Annotated in this window: 19 protein-coding genes and 1 pseudogene; 16 read left to right on the top strand and 4 right to left on the bottom strand. The window is 61.5% G+C overall.

The window, feature by feature from the left end:
- Nucleotides 1–457 precede the first annotated feature (457 nt).
- The 4 genes from AC1DNG_RS16850 to AC1DNG_RS16835 all read left to right on the top strand — a co-directional run bounded on the left by AC1DNG_RS16850 (nt 458) and on the right by AC1DNG_RS16835 (nt 3,999).
- A complete protein-coding gene (locus AC1DNG_RS16850; RefSeq protein ID WP_476887807.1) occupies nt 458–1,054 on the top strand; it encodes a recombinase family protein in 597 nt (198 codons plus the stop codon).
- 7 nt (nt 1,055–1,061) lie between these two features.
- A complete protein-coding gene (locus AC1DNG_RS16845) occupies nt 1,062–2,447 on the top strand; it encodes a transposase (RefSeq protein WP_476887806.1) in 1,386 nt (461 codons plus the stop codon).
- On the top strand, nt 2,447–3,259 hold the full coding sequence (locus AC1DNG_RS16840) for an AAA family ATPase (protein WP_476887837.1): 813 nt from the start codon (nt 2,447–2,449) through the stop codon (nt 3,257–3,259). The genes AC1DNG_RS16845 and AC1DNG_RS16840 overlap by 1 nt, the downstream gene beginning before the upstream one ends.
- Nucleotides 3,260–3,453: 194 nt before the next feature.
- Complete coding sequence (locus tag AC1DNG_RS16835; RefSeq protein ID WP_476851032.1) at nt 3,454–3,999, top strand: P-loop NTPase family protein; 546 nt, start codon at nt 3,454–3,456, stop codon at nt 3,997–3,999.
- Nucleotides 4,000–4,252: 253 nt separating this feature from the next.
- Here the strand turns inward: AC1DNG_RS16835 and AC1DNG_RS16830 are convergent.
- Nucleotides 4,253–4,624: pseudogene (locus AC1DNG_RS16830) on the bottom strand (RES family NAD+ phosphorylase); the annotation flags it as partial.
- A 402-nt stretch (nt 4,625–5,026) separates the two neighbouring features.
- Between AC1DNG_RS16830 and AC1DNG_RS16825 the strand changes: the two are divergent.
- Entirely contained in the window at nt 5,027–7,666 is a 2,640-nt protein-coding gene (locus AC1DNG_RS16825; RefSeq protein ID WP_476851033.1) for a TrlF family AAA-like ATPase, read from the top strand.
- Nucleotides 7,667–8,421: 755 nt separating this feature from the next.
- Here the strand turns inward: AC1DNG_RS16825 and AC1DNG_RS16820 are convergent.
- Complete coding sequence (locus AC1DNG_RS16820) at nt 8,422–9,225, bottom strand: sigma-70 RNA polymerase sigma factor region 4 domain-containing protein (RefSeq protein ID WP_476851034.1); 804 nt, start codon at nt 9,223–9,225, stop codon at nt 8,422–8,424.
- Between the two features lie 198 nt (nt 9,226–9,423).
- Here AC1DNG_RS16820 and AC1DNG_RS16815 point away from each other — a divergent pair, with 198 nt between their 5' ends.
- Nucleotides 9,424–9,885: a hypothetical protein gene (locus AC1DNG_RS16815; protein WP_476851035.1), complete on the top strand. Its 462-nt coding sequence runs from the start codon at nt 9,424–9,426 to the stop codon at nt 9,883–9,885.
- Between the two features lie 44 nt (nt 9,886–9,929).
- Here the strand turns inward: AC1DNG_RS16815 and AC1DNG_RS16810 are convergent, their stop codons facing one another.
- Together AC1DNG_RS16810 and AC1DNG_RS16805 are read right to left on the bottom strand one after the other, a co-directional pair.
- Nucleotides 9,930–10,952, bottom strand: a complete 1,023-nt coding sequence (locus tag AC1DNG_RS16810) for a DUF4238 domain-containing protein (RefSeq protein ID WP_476887805.1) — start codon at nt 10,950–10,952, stop codon at nt 9,930–9,932.
- 390 nt (nt 10,953–11,342) lie between these two features.
- Nucleotides 11,343–12,686 carry a ParB/RepB/Spo0J family partition protein gene (locus AC1DNG_RS16805; RefSeq protein WP_476851037.1) on the bottom strand — a complete coding sequence of 448 codons (1,344 nt, stop codon included), beginning with the start codon at nt 12,684–12,686 and terminating at the stop codon, nt 11,343–11,345.
- A gap of 516 nt (nt 12,687–13,202) precedes the next feature.
- Between AC1DNG_RS16805 and AC1DNG_RS16800 the strand changes: the two genes are divergently transcribed.
- The 10 genes from AC1DNG_RS16800 to AC1DNG_RS16755 all read left to right on the top strand — a co-directional run bounded on the left by AC1DNG_RS16800 (nt 13,203) and on the right by AC1DNG_RS16755 (nt 19,643).
- On the top strand, nt 13,203–14,483 hold the full coding sequence (locus AC1DNG_RS16800; protein ID WP_441410707.1) for an IS110 family RNA-guided transposase: 1,281 nt from the start codon (nt 13,203–13,205) through the stop codon (nt 14,481–14,483).
- Between the two features lie 79 nt (nt 14,484–14,562).
- The gene (locus tag AC1DNG_RS16795; RefSeq protein WP_476874431.1) at nt 14,563–14,916 is read left to right on the top strand and encodes an ArsR/SmtB family transcription factor; all 354 of its coding nucleotides are present in this window, start codon (nt 14,563–14,565) and stop codon (nt 14,914–14,916) included.
- Complete coding sequence (locus tag AC1DNG_RS16790; RefSeq protein WP_441410705.1) at nt 14,909–15,382, top strand: SRPBCC family protein; 474 nt, start codon at nt 14,909–14,911, stop codon at nt 15,380–15,382. The genes AC1DNG_RS16795 and AC1DNG_RS16790 overlap by 8 nt, the downstream gene beginning before the upstream one ends.
- The gene (locus tag AC1DNG_RS16785; protein ID WP_285242557.1) at nt 15,379–16,194 is read left to right on the top strand and encodes an alpha/beta fold hydrolase; all 816 of its coding nucleotides are present in this window, start codon (nt 15,379–15,381) and stop codon (nt 16,192–16,194) included. The genes AC1DNG_RS16790 and AC1DNG_RS16785 overlap by 4 nt, the downstream gene beginning before the upstream one ends.
- Nucleotides 16,195–16,245: 51 nt before the next feature.
- Entirely contained in the window at nt 16,246–16,959 is a 714-nt protein-coding gene (locus tag AC1DNG_RS16780) for a DUF998 domain-containing protein (RefSeq protein ID WP_285242556.1), read from the top strand.
- Between the two features lie 210 nt (nt 16,960–17,169).
- Nucleotides 17,170–17,826, top strand: a complete 657-nt coding sequence (locus AC1DNG_RS16775; protein ID WP_476851042.1) for a helicase associated domain-containing protein — start codon at nt 17,170–17,172, stop codon at nt 17,824–17,826.
- A 324-nt stretch (nt 17,827–18,150) separates the two neighbouring features.
- The gene (locus AC1DNG_RS16770; RefSeq protein ID WP_476851043.1) at nt 18,151–18,483 is read left to right on the top strand and encodes a hypothetical protein; all 333 of its coding nucleotides are present in this window, start codon (nt 18,151–18,153) and stop codon (nt 18,481–18,483) included.
- Nucleotides 18,464–18,772 carry a hypothetical protein gene (locus tag AC1DNG_RS16765; RefSeq protein WP_476851044.1) on the top strand — a complete coding sequence of 103 codons (309 nt, stop codon included), beginning with the start codon at nt 18,464–18,466 and terminating at the stop codon, nt 18,770–18,772. The genes AC1DNG_RS16770 and AC1DNG_RS16765 overlap by 20 nt, the downstream gene beginning before the upstream one ends.
- Nucleotides 18,773–19,198: 426 nt before the next feature.
- Nucleotides 19,199–19,471, top strand: a complete 273-nt coding sequence (locus tag AC1DNG_RS16760) for a hypothetical protein (protein WP_476851045.1) — start codon at nt 19,199–19,201, stop codon at nt 19,469–19,471.
- Nucleotides 19,472–19,496: 25 nt separating this feature from the next.
- Nucleotides 19,497–19,643, top strand: a complete 147-nt coding sequence (locus AC1DNG_RS16755) for a hypothetical protein (RefSeq protein WP_476851046.1) — start codon at nt 19,497–19,499, stop codon at nt 19,641–19,643.
- The last annotated feature ends 87 nt before the right edge of the window (nt 19,644–19,730 follow it).

Below are 19,730 nucleotides of genomic sequence, written 5' to 3'. Positions count from 1 at the left end.
GAGGAGTTACATCCTGCTAGGGCGGTGGCCGTGGAGAGTACAGCTGCCAAGCCGAGCAAGAATGTCAGGCTCCTTGATGCTTTCTGCCACACCCGAGCCATAATTGCCGCCATTCAAAGTACCCTTCGCCGTCCTCGGCTTCAGCATTGCACTGCAAATGACGCTCTGTATATGCGCTTGGCACTTGTCCGAGCAAGGTCATCCCGGATCGCAGGGTGTCGTGGAGCCATGCCCGAGAAGATAGCCGGTGAGGGTGCGACAAACGGACGCCGGCGCATCGCTCGGAAGCGGACGTAAGTGCCTTGAAAAACATCAGTTTTTCGAGACACGGTCGTCGTGTCGACGAGGATCGAAGGAACCGGCGTCCTGCCGGGCCGCAGCGTGTCTTGGAAAGATGTCTCACCGTGGATCGTCTCAGGTGGATGCTTGCCGGGGGTTTCTGAGGCACAATGACCGGGTGAGACAACTTGGGTATACGCGTGTGAGTACGTCGGGCCAGGACGCGAAGCTGCAGCTCGACGCGCTTGTCGATGCCGGGGTGCAGAAGCGTGATGTTTTCGCTGACGTCACGTCCGGAAGCAAGGCAGCCATTGAGCGTCCGGGGATGAAGAAACTCCTCGCGTATGTGCAGCCGGGTGACACGGTCGTCGTGTGGCGGGTGGACCGGCTCGGTCGGTCCTTGATCGATGTCTTGAACACGGTGAACCTGCTGCGGGAACGAGGCGTGTACCTGAGATCCATTTCGGACGGGATTGACCCCACAACAACGTCGGGCCGGCTGATGCTGAACATGCTTGCGACTTTGGCCGAGTACGAGCGGGAGCTGATCGTCGAACGCGTGAATGCGGGCATTGCCGCGGCGCGGCAGGGTGGAACCCGTTTCGGTCGGCCAATCTCCGATCCGGTCGTGATCGCTGACAAGCTTCGGATCGTGACCGATGCCCGGGCCAAGGGCCGCACCGCCGAGGAGGCCGCCCGTCTTGTCGGGTGGAGCAGGGCAACGCTTTACCGTCACCAACAGGCCCTCGCCACCCGCGAGAGCACCAAGATGTAACTGCGGCATGGATGGCGCGGAGCGGTGGCGGATCCTTCGACTGCACGTCGAAGATGAGATCCCACTCGCGGAGCTGGCCCGGGAAACGAAGGTCAGCCTGCGCACGCTGGAGCGCTGGCACCGGTTGTTCCAGGAAGGTGGCATCGCAGCGCTGGACCCACGTCCCCGCGTCGATGCCGGCAGCCGCCGAACGGAAGCGGCGACCGTGGTGTTCATCGAACGGCTCGCTCTGACAAAGCCGCGCCCGAGCCTTGCGACCCTTCACCGGCTCGCCGTCGCCGACGCCCGGCAAAGGAACGCCCCGGCGCCAGGCTATTCAACCGTCAGGGACATCGTTACGGCCCTGGACCCCGGGCTCGTCACCCTCGCACTGGAGGGGCCGGCCTCATACCGTGATCGGCACGAACTCGTGTACCGCCGCCGCGCCGAAAGGCCGAACCGGATATGGCAGGCCGACCACACCGAGCTCGACATCCTCATCTTCGGCGCCAACGGCAAGCCGGACCGGCCCTGGCTGACCGCCGTGATGGACGACTACTCCCGGGCAATCTGCGGATATACCGTCTTTACCGGTGCACCTTCAGCCCTGAATACAGCACTCGCACTGCGGCAGGCGATCTGGCGCAAACAGAATCCGTCCTGGGCGATGTGCGGACTGCCTGACATCCTGCACGTCGACCACGGCTCTGATTTCACCAGCCACCACCTTGAACGCACGGCCGTCGCGCTGCACATACGAACCATCCACTCCACCGTCGGGCGGCCTCAAGGCCGCGGGAAGATCGAGCGTTTCTTCGGAACGATCAACACCGAAGTCCTCGCGGCGCTGCCGGGACGCCTGGGACCCGGAACCCGCACACCCCAGCCCGTGCTCGACCTGCCCGCACTCGACCGCGAGATCGGGGCATTCATCACCACGTACAACGACCGGACACACAGCGAACTCGGCGCATCACCCCGGGACGCGTGGGTCGCTGACGGCTGGCTTCCACGCATGCCCGACACCCTCGAAGAACTCGACGGGCTCCTCCTTACCGTCCCGAAGAACCGCGTCGTGCAACGCGACGGCATCCACTTCCAAGGCCAGCGCTACCTCTCGCCCACCCTGGCACCATTCGTCGGGCGCACAATCACCATCCGATACGACCCCCGCGACATCTCGGAGATCCGCGTCTACGACCATGACACCTTCATCTGCACCGCCATCGACGAGGACCACCCGAATCTCCGGCTGAGTCTGCGGGACGTCGAAGCCGCACGCCGCGCACGCCGGCGCGAACTGCGCCGCACCATCAACGACCGCATCCCGGTCGTCGCTGCCCGCGAACAACCCCGAGCTGCTGAACCACCGCGCCGCCGGCCGCGGCTTCGCACCTACGAAGAGGACGAATGATGGACCAGCCATTCATCGTGACCAAAGAGCACCGGCGTTTCACCGAGTTCGCCAACGCCGTGCGAAAAGAGCGCACCATCGGCATCTGCCATGGCGACGCCGGCGTCGGCAAAACCTACTCCGCCCGCCGCTACGCAAACTGGGATGCTCTGGAGCCCTATATAACAGAGTGGCGGTCCCGCGACGCGGAGGAAGATGCCAAGCACTTCTCACTGGCCAGCAGATCCCGCGCGGTCTTCTATACCCCCGAGGTACTCTGCCGCCCCAGAGAACTCATGGCAGAAATCCACCGCTCACAGGTCCGGATCGCCTCCTGCATCGATGGCCACCTCCACCGAAACGATCCAACAACCCCTCGCATCATGAACGGCATCACCAAGCTGGTCGAGCTGCTCATCATCGACGAAGCCGAACGCCTCACCCCAACCGCGCTGGAACTCCTCCGCGACAACCACGACCGAACCCATCTCGGGATCATCCTCATCGGCATGCCCGGCATCGACCAACGATTCCGCCACTACCCTCAGCTATACAGCCGTCTCGGCTTTTCCCACCGCTACAGGGCGCTCGGTCGTGACGAGCTCTTGTTCGTCCTCGATCGGCACTGGAAACGACTCGGTCGATCACTCGACCGGGACGACTTCACCGACGCCCAGGCAATCGCCGCGATCGAACGAATCACCCGCGGAAACTTCCGGATCCTCGAACGGCTCTTCCCCCAGATCACCCGAGTACTGAAGATCAACCAACTCGAAACCATCACCGACGACGTCATCGAGGCAGCCGCCAGCACCCTCGTCATCGGCAACTAACGACAAAGAGCGCCGACAAAACACCGCCAAAAAGCTCCGAAGTCCACATTTTCGGAGGCCTGCCATGGGCAGGTCAGAAACGGTCGTTTTTGAGTGGGCTCGGTGCCGTTTCGTTGCGGATACCTAGACCTCTTTCAAACGGCAGGGCCTTGCAAAGCACTCAGCTTGCCCGGTGAAGGCGATAGTCTGCGATCGTGCTGAAGACTCTCGATCCTTGCCGTTTGTTCGTCATGGGCGCCAGTGGATCCGGAACGACGACGCTCGGTCGGGCAATCGCCGACAAATGGGCAATACCCCACGCAGACGCCGACGATTACTTTTGGCGGCCGACATCGCCACCGTACAGAGAGCAGCGGACACCAGTCGAGCGCCTCTCGTTGATGAGGGAAGTCTTCGTTCCCCGGAGCACGTGGGTGCTTTCTGGTTCCATCATGGGCTGGGGCGAGGACCTTCTGGCGAAGTTCGACGCAGTCGTGTTCTTGACCCTCGATCCTGAAACGAGGATGACTAGGCTGCGGGCAAGGGAGAGGACCAGGGTGCTGGAGCTAGCCAAGACCGGCGGCTTCGACGAAGCGGTCCATCAGGAGTTCATGTCCTGGGCGCAGGGATATGACAACCCCGACTTCGCTGGCCGGAATCGCAACCGCCATGAACAATGGCTGGCAATGCTTTCCTGTCCAATACTTCGCCTCGACAGCTCGAGGCCCGTCAATGACTTGGTTCAGGCGATTACGGGATAGTCCACGGTCAGCCCCACGGCGCGCACCTTCGTTTTGGACGTGTCTGTGCTTGGAATGCTTTGTAAAAAGAACCGTCGCGACCATGAAGGTATGCCAAGGCTCGTTACGGCGCTGCCTCATAGTCAGCGACCTTGCCAAGAGTGTCCAGGGCGTCGAGGACTGCGGGGTGATCCATGGTTAGAGAGTCGTAGCGAACGAATTCGAGGGGCACGGATTCACGGTGGCCCACCCAGAGACCAAAAATCGTCCAATGCGGACGTTGCAATGACCACCAGCGCACCCCCGCATACTTTCTCCTACCTGTGTGACTCCGTTCCCCGAAGATCCGGCGCGCCCATTCTTGGCTGACCGATCGTTGGCGCCCAACCACCTGACTAGGCCGCAGGCCGTTGTCCAAAAGGTTTCGGGCATCATCCAGATCCAAGAAGGGCAGGCTGTCACTAATGCGATAGACACCGAGGACCCTTCGTCCATTCGACAAAAATGGCACCTCGAACATGGAACTAGACCACGTGGAAACACTGTAGAAGGTTTCACCTACGGCCGCTTCGGGCTGTAGTGCTACGTACCAGACGTCATAGAGATCCGGGTTATCCAAGCGTCCTGCGCCATTCTGCGGGTGCATGTACTCAGGGTGACCGGGTTGGCCAGGCAAGGCAGCGGGATCGTAAGCAATTACGCGATAAACGAGCATTCCTCAGAGTATCCACACCCCTATGCGGCATCAAGGGCGCGACCAGCGATTTCGAGCGGCTACTTTACGCATAGTCCGGTGGCATCTATTGGCCAGACTCTGATGGACACAACCACGAGCCGGCATCAGAACCAGAAAGGGGTCCTCACTCTTATCTCGAGGGAACGAGGCTTGTTCCTCCTATGGCTTTGCTCTAACGGTCGTTTTGGACCTCAAAGGCAGCACTGGGCGCACAGGGGACGTGGGCTACCAATGTGGTTCCACGGAATGTCAGTCCCGTGCGGTAACTTGACCTGGGTCTACTTAGGCAAATACACAAAATGGGGGTCAGCAATGGATTCGGTGTTCGGAGAGCTATTGGAAGGGTCTACTTGGCATCGATGTGCGTTGCAGGTCAACCCGTTTTCCTATTTGGCGGTCAACAACAAAGAATCGCTAGAGCACCCGGACGAAGAGTCCTACAACAAGGCCATCATTGCCGCGCTTCAGGATGCTTCGGTCAGCGTCATAGCGATTACAGACCACTGGTGTGTGGACTCCAGTTCTGAGCTTCGCGCCGCCGCGATTGAGGCTGGCATCACGGTTTTCCCAGGCTTCGAAGCGACCGCGAAAGACGGAGTGCATCTCCTAGTTCTATTCGATCCATCCGTAACTGCCGCCAGCATCAATAGGCGCATCGGGGAGTGCGGGATTCCCGAAGATTGCCGCGAGTCACGACCCGGAAACCTCGACACAATAGAACTTTTATCTGCGGCTCAAAGGTGGGAGGCAGTCGTTGTCGCTCCGCATGTGACGACAGGAGGAGGGCTGTTCGACAAACTAAGCGGCCAATCAGCCATTCGTGCATGGACCGACCCTTTGCTCCACGCCGTTGCGCTAGGAGGAGTCCAACCAAACCAAGGACAGGCTGGCATTCTGGCGAACAAGACGCCCGACTACAAGCGTGACAACCCAGTCGCCATCCTAAATGCGGCGGACATCAGCAAACCAGGGGATGTTCAAAAATCAGGAAGCACCAGCTGGATCAAGCTCTCCAGCCTGACGATCACGGGACTCGACCTGGCTTTCAGGACACCCGAAACCCGCGTATCTCGTGTGGACCCGTCAGCGAACGTACACGCTCGAATCGTTGGCGTGTCTTGGCAGGGCGGGTTCCTGGACGGTGTGAAAATTCGATTCAATGAGTCGCTCAATGTACTCATTGGGGGCCGAGGATCAGGTAAGTCCACTGTTCTCGAGAGCATTCGATATGTGTTGGATATTGCCCCGCTTGCAAAGTTGTCCAAGGAAGAACATTCAGCGATGGTTAAGAATGTCCTTGGACCCGGGACGAAGATTCACGCACAGATCGAAGTCCGGAAACCCTCACCATCCGCGTATACCATCGAACGCATTGTCGGTAGCGCCCCAGTCGTTCGCGACAGCACCGGGAAGCTTCTGAGCTCCACTCCGGAGGATTTGATCGGTGGAACAGAAGTCTACGGACAGCGGGAGCTTGCCGAATTGGCGAGGGACCCGCAGAAATTGACGCAACTCTTGGCTCAGTACCTCCCTGGCCCATCGGGTCCCAGCCCTGCATCCTCCAACAACCTGCCGGAACTATCGAGGTCTCGTGCGGACATCGTCCGTGTCCAAGAAGACATAGCTGGCCTTGATACAAAACTTGCCCGGATGCCGATCATCAAAGAAAGACTGGCCAGGTTTGACGAAGCCGGCGTAGCGGACAAACTGAAGGTTCAAGAACAAACACAGCAGGAAGAAGCCCTGCTCGAACGCAGCGCAGGACTCCTCGATTCAACTGCCCAAGAAGCTCTTTCAACCATTGAAACGGGTTTTCTGAGCGATGATTCGACAGTTGATTTGCCCAATAAGCCCCTCCTTGCTCGCGTAGAAACTGCCATCACTAAATACAATCTGGCAGTCGAGACGGCCCTTGGTGTGCTCAAGTCGGCAAAGGAGCAGGCCGACGCGGCCATCGCGGAAGTTAGGACCGAATGGGAGTCGGCGGCGAACCCCACACGGGAGGAACTCGCAAAGGTGCTACGCGAGCTCCAACCAGGAGGCATCGATGGGAGTGAGTACCTAAAGCTCCGTCGAGAGTTGAATGAGCTCACACCACTGCAGAAGAAGCGAGATGACGAAGATGCTGCTCTGGTAGTCCTGCTGAACGATCGAGAGCGGCTGCTCGTCGACGCGGAGAACCACCGCGCGGAAAGGCTTCGCGAGCTCAAACAGGAAGCGAAGAAGGTCGGACGAAGACTGAAGGGGACTGTCCAAGCGAGCGTGCTCGACGGGGAGGACAGGACACCCCTTGTGGCAATTCTAGAGAAGGAAGTACGTGGGCGTTTAGACCTCGTACGTGCCGCTATTTCGGACGCTGACCTGTTCTCCCCCCGAGCTTTTGCGGGACTGGTCAGACAAGGTGCAGACGCCATCAAAAAGGAATATCCGTCCATTTCTCCCGCACAGGCAGCAACCCTAGCTGGAGCTTCGGAGGATACTTTGATGCTCATCGAAGAGGTGGACCTACCCATAAGCACAGACTTGGAGCTCAATGTCGGGCTGAAGACAGCTCCGACTTGGCGAAGCCTGGACCATCTTTCGACCGGTCAAAAGGCGACTGCTCTGCTCCTGCTGCTGATGCACAGAGGTGACGGACCGCTGATCATCGACCAGCCTGAAGACGACCTCGACAACCGATTCATCTACGAGGACATTGTGCCCAAGTTGCGTGAAACTAAAGGCAGCCGTCAAGCAATTTTCTCTAGTCACAACGCAAATATTCCCGTCCTCGGGGATGCCGACCAGATCGTTTCCCTGGCGGCAGAAGACGGTCCAGCGGGAGTTGCAGGCAACATCGTGCCAGATGGATTGGGGTCTATTGACCATCCCCCAGTACGAATGATGGTGGAGGAGCTGCTTGAGGGCGGCCGGGACGCCTTCAATGCTCGCCGATACCTCTACGGCTTTTAAGCGAGTGCGGACACACCTCTCGGCCAGGCATGGGTACTACACCGATTGTTAGGGCTGAGCTGGCCGTGTTCATTCAGCCGTCCTTGAGCCGCCGGCCTCCGGGCAGATTCTCACCCCAGGACGGGTACATCGCACCGTCGTTGTGTTCGGCTTCACCGCGGGCTGTCTCTGCTTCAATGGCTTTCGCCACGAAATGGCTCCAGGCACTTCGTGGCGCACAAGCCGTCGTTTTGAGTGTAGAAAGGGCCTCACTACTGGCCGGCTTGCCGGCAGGCTTGGCATGAAAAGAATGAGCCGTGTGACCCTGCTCTAGGCTGCGAATTCTGCTCCAGTCCGCCCGTTAAGGCTGCGGACACGCCCAGGCCCTAGCCCACGAGTGCAGCATAGGCCGGCTGCGCCGCCGCACGCGCTACGGGTGGCACGGATCGGTGCACAGGTCGCGTTCGCCTGCCCCAGTCCTTGCCCGCCAGGGCTCTCTGCCTGGACAGCTCTGGCGGGTTAGCTAGGGAGGCTCTTTCGAAACAGCTTCCGCGCTTTTCTCCCAGCCCACACCACCAGAGGAATCGAGCCGAGGCCCATTGAAAGCAAGGTGTGTCCCCCTACCAGGGCGAGGACCGCGGCCAGAGGGGCAGCGACCAATAAGACGCAGCAGGCGACGGTGATGATTAGTGCCTGGAGCCTTGCTGTTCTCTGCTGGTCGTCCAAGGCACGATCAACTACGCCTAGCCATGATGGGTCGCGGTGCTTACTCATACTCACACCATCACCGTCCCGCTGAATTGGTCGGGGGAAGGCACAGAAGTAAAGCCCGCAGGGGGAGTGATCTTGCCGGCACCGACAGCCAGCAGCACCTTCTTTCGCAGTTGATACATTCGGCGCTCAACCGTCTTTGGCGTCAGCCCCAGTGCCCTGGCTGCGTCCACCTGCGAATACCCCTGGTAGAGGAGCCCGAGGACAGGCTTTTGGTTGGGCAGGGCCAGAGCAAAGACCTGGGCGACTGTCTCGGAAATCTCGACCTGATCCGTGAAAGACCGGGCGTAATTAGGGTCCAGCCACGGAGCAGCGGCCGTTTCGTAGGCGGTGAACCAACGGCGGTCGCGGGCATTTGCCCATGCAAGGTAGGCGCCCTTGAATGCTTGCTTGCACGCACCTATGAAGTAGGTGGGCAATGCAGCCCCTTTGTCGGGGTTCCAGTTCTTCACGTTCTCGAAGAAGATCCCGTCCGCTCTAAGCAGGACTTCGGCGGCCAGCTCGTCCCGCAACTCTTCCGATTCACGTAGAAGCCTCTGGTCGTCGAACTTCCATTCGACGGGCCGGCCCATGGCGGCGGACGCCTGGGCCAACTCTCCCGTGCGGAGTTGCTTCTTGATGGTCTTGAAGCCGAGTGTCCAGAAGTACTCACGGACCAAGCTGCGTTCGGCAGGGGTCAAACGGTCTTTCGTGATCGCTTCGGAAAGCTCCACCTGGCACCACTTGCGGCTGCCGACGGGGAGTAACGGCAGCCCGGCTGCACCCGTCTCCAGCTGTTCGTTCTCGGGTTCTGTCTCACTTGGGGCCACAGCCCCTCCAATCTATCGGTTTTTGCGTTATACGCCTCGACGGCGTTATATGCGGGAACTTTGGATTACCCCCCAAGCCGGAAAAACCGGCTAATAAGGCCGCTATTGAGGGCCTGATATTCCTCGGAATGGGTGGGAATCGGGATTTACCAGGGGCGCTAGGAAGTCGGCTAGCCGTCGCCCGGCTAGGTTGGATGCATGGATGAGTCGTTTTCTAGTGCATGCCGGGTCTTCACTGTGCTTCATGCCCGTTGGGTAGCGGAGCAGGGAAAGTTGCGTAAGACCGTTGCCAAGATCGGGCACGTCGTATGGAACGAAGATGGCACCGAGTGCAGCATCTACATTCCCGCAAGGTTGCAGCACGAGACGCTGCCGGGCGTTGTCGAATCGCTGAGTGACTATGTGGGCGCGGAACTGGTACTGACGTCTGCGGAAACCCTGCCCTGGGTTATGACTCGTCCAGAAACCCTCAAGCTTGCTCCTTCGGACTGCGTTGCGCTGGAGCTAGGGAAATGGAGCACAGGGATCGGGTGGGGTGAACCGGGCCGACTCTTAGAGAGTGATGAAGTGGAGACGGCCTGGCGGCATATTCTCAGCCAGATCGGTGAGGACAAAGCTCGTTGGCAAACATACTCGCCAGCCCTTCCAGGATTTGGCTGAGCACGGATGGCGGGGCGAGCGTCGTCATACTATGATCGAGTTCTTTACTCATGCTGCTCTGATACAAACAGTGGCTCTCCGGTGAACTCTTCAGGCCCTCCCATTACTTCGATCTCCTTGTCCCTGGGGTGGGGCAGATCATATGGAACAAGGTGTGCATCGTCGGGGTGATGGAAGATCCATTGACGGGCGTTGTCGATGGCGGCGTCGTTGAACAGGTTGGCCGCTGCAGTAGACGGAGCTTGGGTCATATCAAAGCGACCTGTGGCGACCTCTTCAGCATCCACGTTTCCAAAAAACTCCTCAGGGTTGCCTAGGAGTAGACCAATTTTGCGGGTGAGTGGGAAAGTGATGCCCCAGGCGGTCATGAGACCAACGCCTTCTTCCATTGCGTCAGCATGACCCATTTGCCTGTTCACGTGGGAAATGAGGCTAACGGGCGTATCACACGTCAGGAGCGAACGAGCTGAGAATCGATAAAGCATCCACGGGCGAAACAGGAAGTAGCGGACAAGCTTGGGTGTCAGCTGCAGCATCTGATTGATGTGACCGATGGGCGCTAGGCGGATGGGAGGTCCCCCAGGTTGCGTTGCCCCGTCCCAGATTCGCGCCGCTTGCTCCTCTGAGACTGAAAGCCCATGTTTCCGCTTGACCCATGCGGCCACGTTGGCTTTCCCCCCGTACCCAATTTCCATTCGGGTAACGAGAGCGCTCGTCTCTTCCATGTGCCGGCGCTGTTCTGGGCCTCGCAGGAACTGTACGGTCAGAAAGGCTGCAAGCAACTCCCTGTCCTCTGGTGAGAGCGGCCATACGTGCTCTTCGGTAATCCTGTGAATTACGCGTGCCGCCTCCCCTTCCATTCGCGACAGGCCTTTCTCGAAAGCATCAGGTCCTTCCTCGTGCCCTGGAACGGCATAGAAGTCGGTGTGCGCTGAGGCCTTGCTAGTGGATTGCACAAACCTCTTGGTCCCCGGAAGCTGCACAGTGCCTATCTGGCGAGATCCTGTGGCAAAGCCTTTCAAATAGAACTGCGGCACCGTGTGATGCTTGCGTGAAACGTCTGCCATTTAAACCACTCCCCCACCGTTACGGGTTTTGGCTGCGGATCGCCGCCATTGTCCACCCGAAGACATTGCCTGTTTGCAGTATGCAGGAAGGGCCGACACCACACGGTGTCGGCCCTTCCTGGTTTTCCCTCTGCAAAGGAAATCTATGGTTCAGCGTAGCTGAATTGTCGGTGTTGCTGCCACGAGGCTGGGGAACGTCGTTGTTCCTGGCCACGCGGGTAAATGGTTTCTGGGCATGTGTCGCGTTGTGCGGCGGTCCGTCGCTGGTGAGTGGCTGCTGTGGTTCGCCCCTGAGCGGCGGACCGCCCGACGTCCGGAAGGTTCCCGGCCCCTACAGGGTGAGTGGCCGGGCGGTTGCCTCTGGGGTACAGCCGCCCGGCTCACTGTCCGTTACTCGGTGTCGGTGGTGTGCCTGTCGAGGATGATCTGCTCCACGGCGCTTGCCGTGTATCCCCAGGTGGTGAGCTGGTTCAAGTAGTGGAAGTGCCGCTTCTCGGCGGACCGCCATGAGTCTTTCTGGATGGTCTTTTCGTACCCGGCGCAGATCAAGGCGATCAGGGAGAACTCGGGCCGGGCGGTGGTTTTGGCGGTGTGGTCCCGCAACGGGTTCCAGCCCCACCGGTCGGTGTCCTCCCCGGTCTTGGCCCCGATCATGTCGGTGGCAACCTTGCCGTCGTAGCCACTGGCGGTTTCCGGATCGTGGGTGATGGCGTGGACGGTGAAGTACTGCCAGCCCTTCGGCGCGGTCTTGCGGGAAAGCAGGGCCTTCACGAACTCACGCCTGACCGTCGTTGCGCTCTCCATCTCGCGGTTGTTCGCTATCAGGGACTTCCGTTCGGCTTTCTGTTCCTCGGTCATCGGGCCTTTCTGGGCCTGCGTGCCGCCGTCGTAGCGTTCGTACTTCGGGGTGAAGCCCAGTTCCTGCCAGCCGGTGATGACGGGCGTGGCGTTGTGCTGGCCCCGGTAGTCGGTGCTGATCAGGTAGGCGTTGGCGTCCTCGTCGGTGGCCGGTTCCCCGTCGGCCCGCTTCGCGGCCGAGACGTACAGGTTCTCCTCGTTGGCGTAGTGCCCGGCGTCCTCGACGACGGTCTTGCCGCCGGCCTCGAGCTCGGCGATGAGTGCGGCGAGGGCGGCGGCGCGGTCGCGGCGGTCGCGCAGCAGCTGGGCGACGTGGAGGAGCTGATCGGGTTCGTCCGCGATCACGGATTCGAGTTCCTCGGTCGCGTCCTGGTTCCCTTCAAATTCGGCCATGATGAGCGCTTCGTCGATGGTGTATCCCTTGCCGAGGGCGGCGGCTCCGGCGTTCGAGGCTTTGGCTTTCAGTGCCCCTTCCACGGTGGTCTTGGTGCGCCCGGTCTTCTTGGCGATCGCGGCGGCTGAAACGCCGATCAGGGACAGCTGGTGGTAGGCGTCGGCTTCGTCCGCTTCGGTCAGTTCGGCGCGCTGGATGTTCTCCACGACCTGCGTCACGATGCGTTCGGCTTCCTCGGGGGATCCGATGATCATGACCGGGATGCTGGTGCGTCCGGCTTCGACGGCGGCGCGGGTGCGGCGCTGTCCCATCAGGACATGCACGCCTCCGTCGTCCTTGCGGTGGGCGATGACGGGTTCCATCACGCCGTGTTCCTTGATGCTGGCGATGAAGTCAGCGGTCAGGGCGGCGTCCTTGCGGACGTTGATGTCCACGGTCAGGGTGGCCGGGTCGAGCATTTCGAGGGTGGGTGTGGTGTTCATGGTGTTGCTCCTTTTGCAGAGGATTCCGGTGGGTGGGGCGGCTCAGGTGACCGGCCAGCTTCCCCTCTCCCCCCGTTGTTTTTTGGTTGCTGGCAAGCTCGCTTGCTCGGCGGCCGACGGAGCCCTGTCTACCCGCAGGGCAAGGTGAAGGAAATTCCTGGAGGGAATCAGCGACGCAGGAGCGCCGGAGGGACATTTCCTGCACCGCAGGCCCCGACGAAGGAGGGGCTAGACGGGGTGGAGCGGACGCCTAGAATCCGGAGGACAGCAACCAAAAAACGGTAATACTGGAACAGTCCTTGAGCCGGCGTGACCCAGCCAAAAATTGACGTACCAGGCGGCACTGTCTTCCCGACGATCTGTCCGCCGGCTCAAGGTCCGTTAAAAGGGGTGTCGGGCCAGGCGGACATGACCTCATAGGAGCCTGATACGACCAGTCCCATTACCGTTTTGTCTGCCCACCTGGCCCGCGCCCGATCAATCAGCATTCGACGCGACTGAGGGGCAATTTCCATCTTGGCAAGCGAACCAATAAAAGTCATCGCGGGTATCGACACCCACGCCGACACACACCACGTAGCCGTGATCAACGAACACGGCAAACCCCTTGCAGACAGGGAATTCCTGGCCGTGGGATCCGGATACCGGAAAATCATCGACTTCATCACTTCCTACGGCACAGTCGTAGCCGTCGGGGTCGAAGGAACAGGCTCCTACGGTGCCGAACTCGCCCGAACTCTTCGGGGTGAAGGGCTCACCGTGCTGGAGGTAAACCGCCCGAACCGGGCCGCCCGTCGCCTCAAAGGGAAGTCAGACCCGTTGGATGCCTACCAGGCCGCCAAGTCCGTGCTCGAGGGGCGGACCAAGGCGATCCCTAAGGCCAAAGACGGCCCCGTCGAATGCCTGCGGATCGTACGTTCCGGGCGCGCATCAGCCATCAAGGCCCGCACTGCGGCCATCAACCAGATCAAGGCGCTCCTCGTTTCAGCCCCGGACAAGATCCGGGCGAAATACCGGGCGCTGGCCACCTCAGCGCTGATTCCTGCCCTGCAGCGCACGAGACCTTCCGGGCATATGGCTGACCCCGAGTACGTGACTCTGCTGACGCTCAAGGCGTTGGCAGCCCGATGCCAAGCGCTGGGAACGGAAATCGCGGCTGCTGACGCTGCACTCAAGGAAATCCTGGACGGCTATGCTCCGATGCTTTGTGATCTCCCAGGAGTCGGAACCGAAGTGGCCAGCCAGTTGTTGATCACCGTCGGGGACAATCCGGACCGTCTGGGGAACGAGGCCCAGTTCGCTTCGCTCGTCGGCGTCGCCCCGGTGCCAGCCTCATCGGGCAAGACAACCCGCCACCGGCTCAGCAGGGGCGGCGACCGCAGCGCCAATAATGCCTTGCACCAGGTTGTTCTGGTGCGCATGGGCTCGTGCCAACGGACCAAGGAGTACGTGGCTAAACGCACGTCAGAGGGAAAGAGCAAACGCGAAATCATGCGCTGCCTCAAACGCTACGCAGCCAGGGAAATCTACCGTCAGATCACCAATCCCCGGCCCGCACCCGACAACTCCGACCTCCGCCGCAGGCGGACAGACCTCGGCATGACCTTAACGACCGTCGCCGGCGAACTTGGTCAATGGGTTTCCATCATTTCGCGTCTGGAACGCGGACATATCCGCAACGATGCCCTGGCCGGCGCCTACCGGAAATGGCTCATCGACCAGGCCGAAATGCCACGCCGCACACCTCCGACGACAGCTGCAGCAAGGACAAATGCGTTACCGGGCGCCGTTAGCTGAGACTCAAGGCTTGACGCTTTACTCAAACCAGACTTACTCTAAAACCACAAGGTTATATAACGACAAGGTTATGGTTTTGATGGTTGATGAATTGAGTGCAGTGTTCGCGGCGTTGGCCGATCCGACTCGGCGGGCTATTCTGCAGCGGCTCGCTGACGGTGACGCGCAGGTGTCCGACCTCGCGGCGCCTTTCAGGATCAGCCAACCGGCGATTTCGAGGCATTTGAAGGTATTGGAAAATGCTGGCCTGATCTCCCGGAACCGGGTAGCGACTGCCCGGTTCAGTCATCTGGAGCCCGACCGGCTTAAGGAAGCGAGCGAGTACATGGAGCGGTACAAGAAGTTTTGGGGTGAGTCCTTCGACAAACTCGACGGCGCGCTGGCCTCGTTTCAGCGCGACACCCCACCTACGGGAAAGGGCCGAGATGTCTGAGGGGCGCCAGCAGGAAGTCACAGAACACGATGTTTTCATTTCCCGCTCTTTCGCCGCCCCCAGGGACACGGTCTGGCGGTTCTGGACCGAACCCCAACTCCTCGCCTCATGGTTCGGGCCTGAAGGAGTTCACGTACCCGTGGACAGCATCATCGTGGAGCTCGTGGAGCAGGGCCGGTGGGAGTTGACCATGGTCGACAACGCTACCGGGGCCAGCCACCCCATCCGGGGGCGCATCACCGCCTTTCAGGCACCGGAATCCCTCGAGATTCAACTGACAGCGCTGACCGAGGCTGGGCCCGTGGACGACGTCGTGCTGCGGCTTCAGTTCCACGATCACGGCGACCGGACGCGCATGACCCTCCATCAAGGCCCGTTCACCGACGAGATCCGGGACATGACCCACGCCGGATGGATACTGTCCTTCACCAAACTCGACACCCTCCTCGAAAGGCCCACAGCATGAAAACCAGCGCCGCCCAAAGCCAGGTCACCCAGATCACCTCAGCGGACGGAACCCCCATCTCCGTCGAACACATCGGCTCCGGCCCCTCCCTGGTCCTGGTTGACGGCGCCTTCTGCGGCCGGTCCTTCGGCCCGGCGCGGGCCCTGGCCACCACGCTGGCCGACTCCTTCACCGTGTACTTCTACGACCGTCGCGGCCGCGGCGACAGCGGTGATACACGGCCCTACTCCGTGGAACGCGAAATCGAAGACCTAGCCGCCGTCATCACCCATGCGGGCGGAGACCCCTACGTCTATGGCATCTCCTCCGGTGCGGCCCTCGCCCTCGAAGCAGCAGCGGCGGGTATCCCGATGCGCAAGCTCGCCACCTACGAGGCCCCCTACACGGGAATCGGGAACGTCGACGGAACGCCCGTCGACCACGCCGGGCACCTGAACTCACTGCTCGCCCAAAACAAGCGCGGCGCGATGGTCTCCTACTTCTTGGTCAAGATGATCGGCGTCCCTGCATTTGTGCCCCTCATGCTGCGCCTCATGCCAAAGATCTGGAAGAGCCAAAAGGACGCCGCCAACACCCTCCCCAATGAAATTGCCGTTACCAACAACTTCACCGCACCCACCGGCCGGTTCGCCAAAATCACGGTGCCGACCCTTGTCATGGTCGGTGGAAAAGCCGCCCCGGTCATGACCTCAGCTCAAGCAACAACAGCCGCCGCGATCCCCCAGGCCCTTCACCGCACCCTCGAGGGCCAAACACACCAAGTCTCAGACGCAGCAATGGCAGCCGAACTCCGCGGGTTCTTCACCAACTGACCCGTTGACCACTCTCACCAAATTCATTTCGCCCACAGACCGGAATAGACCATGCCCAAAATCAGCTATCAGACCGAACATCAGGGATCCCAACGACGCCCGCCCGCCTCCTCTGCCACGCGGGTATTGCTGGCCTGTGGCATCACCGCCGGCCCCCTATACCTTCTGGTCAGCTATGCCCAGGCGTTTCTTCGCCCGGGCTTCGACGCGGCACATAACGACCTCAGCGTCCTAGCCAACGGCGACCTAGGCTGGATGCAAACCACAAACCTGATCCTCACCGGCGCCCTAACCCTCCTGACCGCCGTCGGATTCCGTCGCGCACTCAACCCCGGACGAGGAGCCACCTGGGGGCCGGTTCTCGTCGGAATCTACGGTGCCGGATTAGTGGGTGCGGGGATTTTCACCGCCGATCCCATGAACGGATTCCCTCAAGGCGCACCTCCCGGACCCCCTATCTCCGGGTCCCTCCACGGGTTTCTTCACTTCGTTACCGCAGGGATTGGCTTTGCCGCCTTCATCGCTGCCTGCTGCGTTATGGCCCGCCGGTTCTACACATCCGAAAACCGGAGGCTCGGAGCATTCTCCCTTGCTACCGGAATCCTCTTTCTCGCCGCCTTCGTCGGCATTGCCAGCGGGTCAACGTCAGCCGTCATCGTTCTTAGCTTCACAGCAGCCGTAGTCCTCGCTTGGACCTGGCTGGCAATAACGGCCGCCCACCTACGACGCAGCCAACCCCTGCCTCCCACCGTCCGCACCAGCTGAGCGAGCCAACCACTAAAAAGCACGATCAACAGCAATTTGACGACTATAGGAGCATCGTCGAAGACGTGGATACGGGCCAGGGTCTCCGGAGCCCTGCGACGGAGGCACTGGACCCCACAGCCGGCCGCGCCAGCGGACGCCCGAAAGCGCTGTCTGTGGAATCCGCGGTGGCCGCCCGACTTGTGGAGGGGTCGTGGCAGGATGTCCATCATGGACAGGCGGTTGCGGCGCGCTCCTGACGCGGAATGGGTGCTGATGTACCGGCTCGGGCTGAGCCGGCAACGCATCGCTGCCCTCGTCGGCGCCGAGCCCGCCACGGTCGGATACCACCTGGTCATCGCGCGCCACCAGGACCCCCACCTCGAGGCCGAACACCAGTCCGCAGCCGGCTCCGCGCCCGTTCCGCACCCCTCCCCCACGGATCTCGGCCGCATGGACGAGCTCATCGCCTGGGTCAAGGCCGAAGGCCGGCTCCCGCGTGACCGCTCCGGGCAACGGGGCGAAAGGTCGATGGCGCGCTGGCTGTCCGGGCGCCGACGCGAAGCGGCCCAAGGGACCCTGGTCCCGGCCTACCGTGACGGTCTGGCCCGGGTGCCCGGGTGGCTGGGGAACCGCAGGGAAGCCGAGGACGAGGCCCGTTGGCACCACCGCCTGGCCCAGCTCGAGGACTTCCGACACGAGGGCAACGATTGGCCCCGCCACAAGGGCTGCGATTCTGAGCGGGAACACACCCTCGGCGTCTGGATCCACACCCAGCGGTACAAACACCGCCGCGGCGACCTCGACCCTGCGAAGGCCAAGCTCCTGGACGACACCGTTCCCGGGTGGCAGGCCGGAAGGACCAGGGGCCGCCCTCCCCGGCGGTGACCCGAAAGGCAGCGTTTCCCGGCAGGCCGCCGGCCAGTAGAATTACCGAGGTTCTCCAGTCCCCCCAGCTTGGAGAACCGGGAGCCTCCGCGCTTGAGTCCTTGGATTCGCGCGGAGGCTTTCCTCACGGCTCGCAGCAAGGACCCTCTTCCCGGTTGTGCCCATTGGGGGCAGGTGGAGCCCTCCGCACAGCTCAGGCTGTCCCCACTGGGTGCAAACCGTTTGATTGTCGGACCCCTCCCCCATGCTCAAACCTGCACATCTATTCGAATAAAATTACTAGGCTGGAAATTTGTTATCGAATGTCAGTTCTAAACTGAGGATATGAACCCGGAACAGGCGGCCCGGTTGCAGGCGCGGTATGCGAGGCGGGCCGGCCCGATCGGGCTGACGGTGGAAGAGCTCGATTTCGAGCACTTCCCCGCCAGGAACGGCTTCCCCGGGATCCCGGTGAAGGCGTGGATCCGGTTTCCGAACTGCGCCGAGCTGGTCGACGGCGAGGTCTATGCCTGGACGGCCAAAGCCGCCGAAGTGACGTGGAAGGACGGTCCGGTGACCTACCGGACCTGGGTGTGGAGTTCGGCGGTCACCCGCCGGGAAGACATGATGAGCAGGAACTTGGGAAAACGCGTAGAACGTGACAGCAGTAGCGAATGAAACAACCCTGGACGTTGACGTCGACGTCCGCTTCACCCCGGCCGGCACGCCGCTCGCCGTCCGGCACGAGGGCCGCATCTGGGCCGTCGCGGCCGAGCCGGTGCACTGGTTCGACCGGGACGCCTGGTGGGACACGCAGAGCACGGCTGCCGTCGGCAGCGGCGACCTGGTCAGCATCGAGTTCTGGAGGGTGCAGGTCCGTCTCAGTTCGAGCTCGGCGTTGCGGACCTTTGAGCTGCGCCGCAACCCGCTCTCGACCCGGTGGCTGCTCGAAGGCATCAGCGATTAGGGCCTCGGCGGCAGGGAACCCCCAACCGATCAGCGATCAGACATGGGCGGCGATCCGGGCAGAATTCACGCTCCCGGCCCTCGGGCAGGTGCACCGCCGGCTCTCCGAACTGATGGAAGACCCCGGACCGGTGCTGCGCCGGCTCGTCCGCGATCATCGACGACGGCACCTACTGCCCCGGATTCCAGTTCCTCCCCGGCGGACAGCTCCACCCGACCGTCGTTAAGCTCTTTGACCGGGCGATGGAACTGCAGATCCCGCACAACTTCACCCTCTGGATGGTCACACCCTCCAGGGACCGTAACGGATCCCGCCCCGTTGACCGCCTCAAAGACGGCCCCGCTCCCTTGGTGGGCGCGCTGGACTCCTGCCGCTGGCGCTAGCACCGGCCCTTGACCGCACCCGTCGGGTGCGTAGCGTAGGTCCATGGGACTCATCTACGACGACCCGGACCTCGCGGCCCTGACACTGACGCGGCTCGCCGCGGAAGAATCCGAAGGCCCCGGCGCCCTGGAAGTGCGCATGCGCGACTATCTCGGCGGCCTGGCACAGCGCAACGGGGGCGATTATCTGGAGCTGCTGGCCATCACCCTCGCCCGGGACCATTTCAAGTCCCTGGATGATCTGGCCCGGGCCACCGGGGCAGAGTCAGCAGCGCTGCTGGACGCCGCCGAGATCGACGCGCTGGAGGCCGTGTAGGAACGGGTGCGCATAGGGTGTTCAGGTGGAGATTACAGGCACGATCCAGGCCCCTGACGGCAGCAACGAACGCATCAGCGCCGAAGGCAACACCTGTGAAGAAGCCCGCAAAGCCCTCACGACACAGATCCCGGAGGACCACAAACTCCTCGCGATCCGCACAGACCAATAACCTCTTGCGCCAATAGCCTCTTGCGGGTCCTTCCAGCCCTGGCGGGGAAAAACGGAGCCGGACACCCCAGCTGCCATCGCTTCCGTG

The sequence above is a fragment of the Arthrobacter sp. 01T425 genome, from assembly GCF_056398725.1.
Note: the sequence above shows the minus strand (reverse complement) of the source record. Positions and strands in the feature narration are given on the sequence as shown.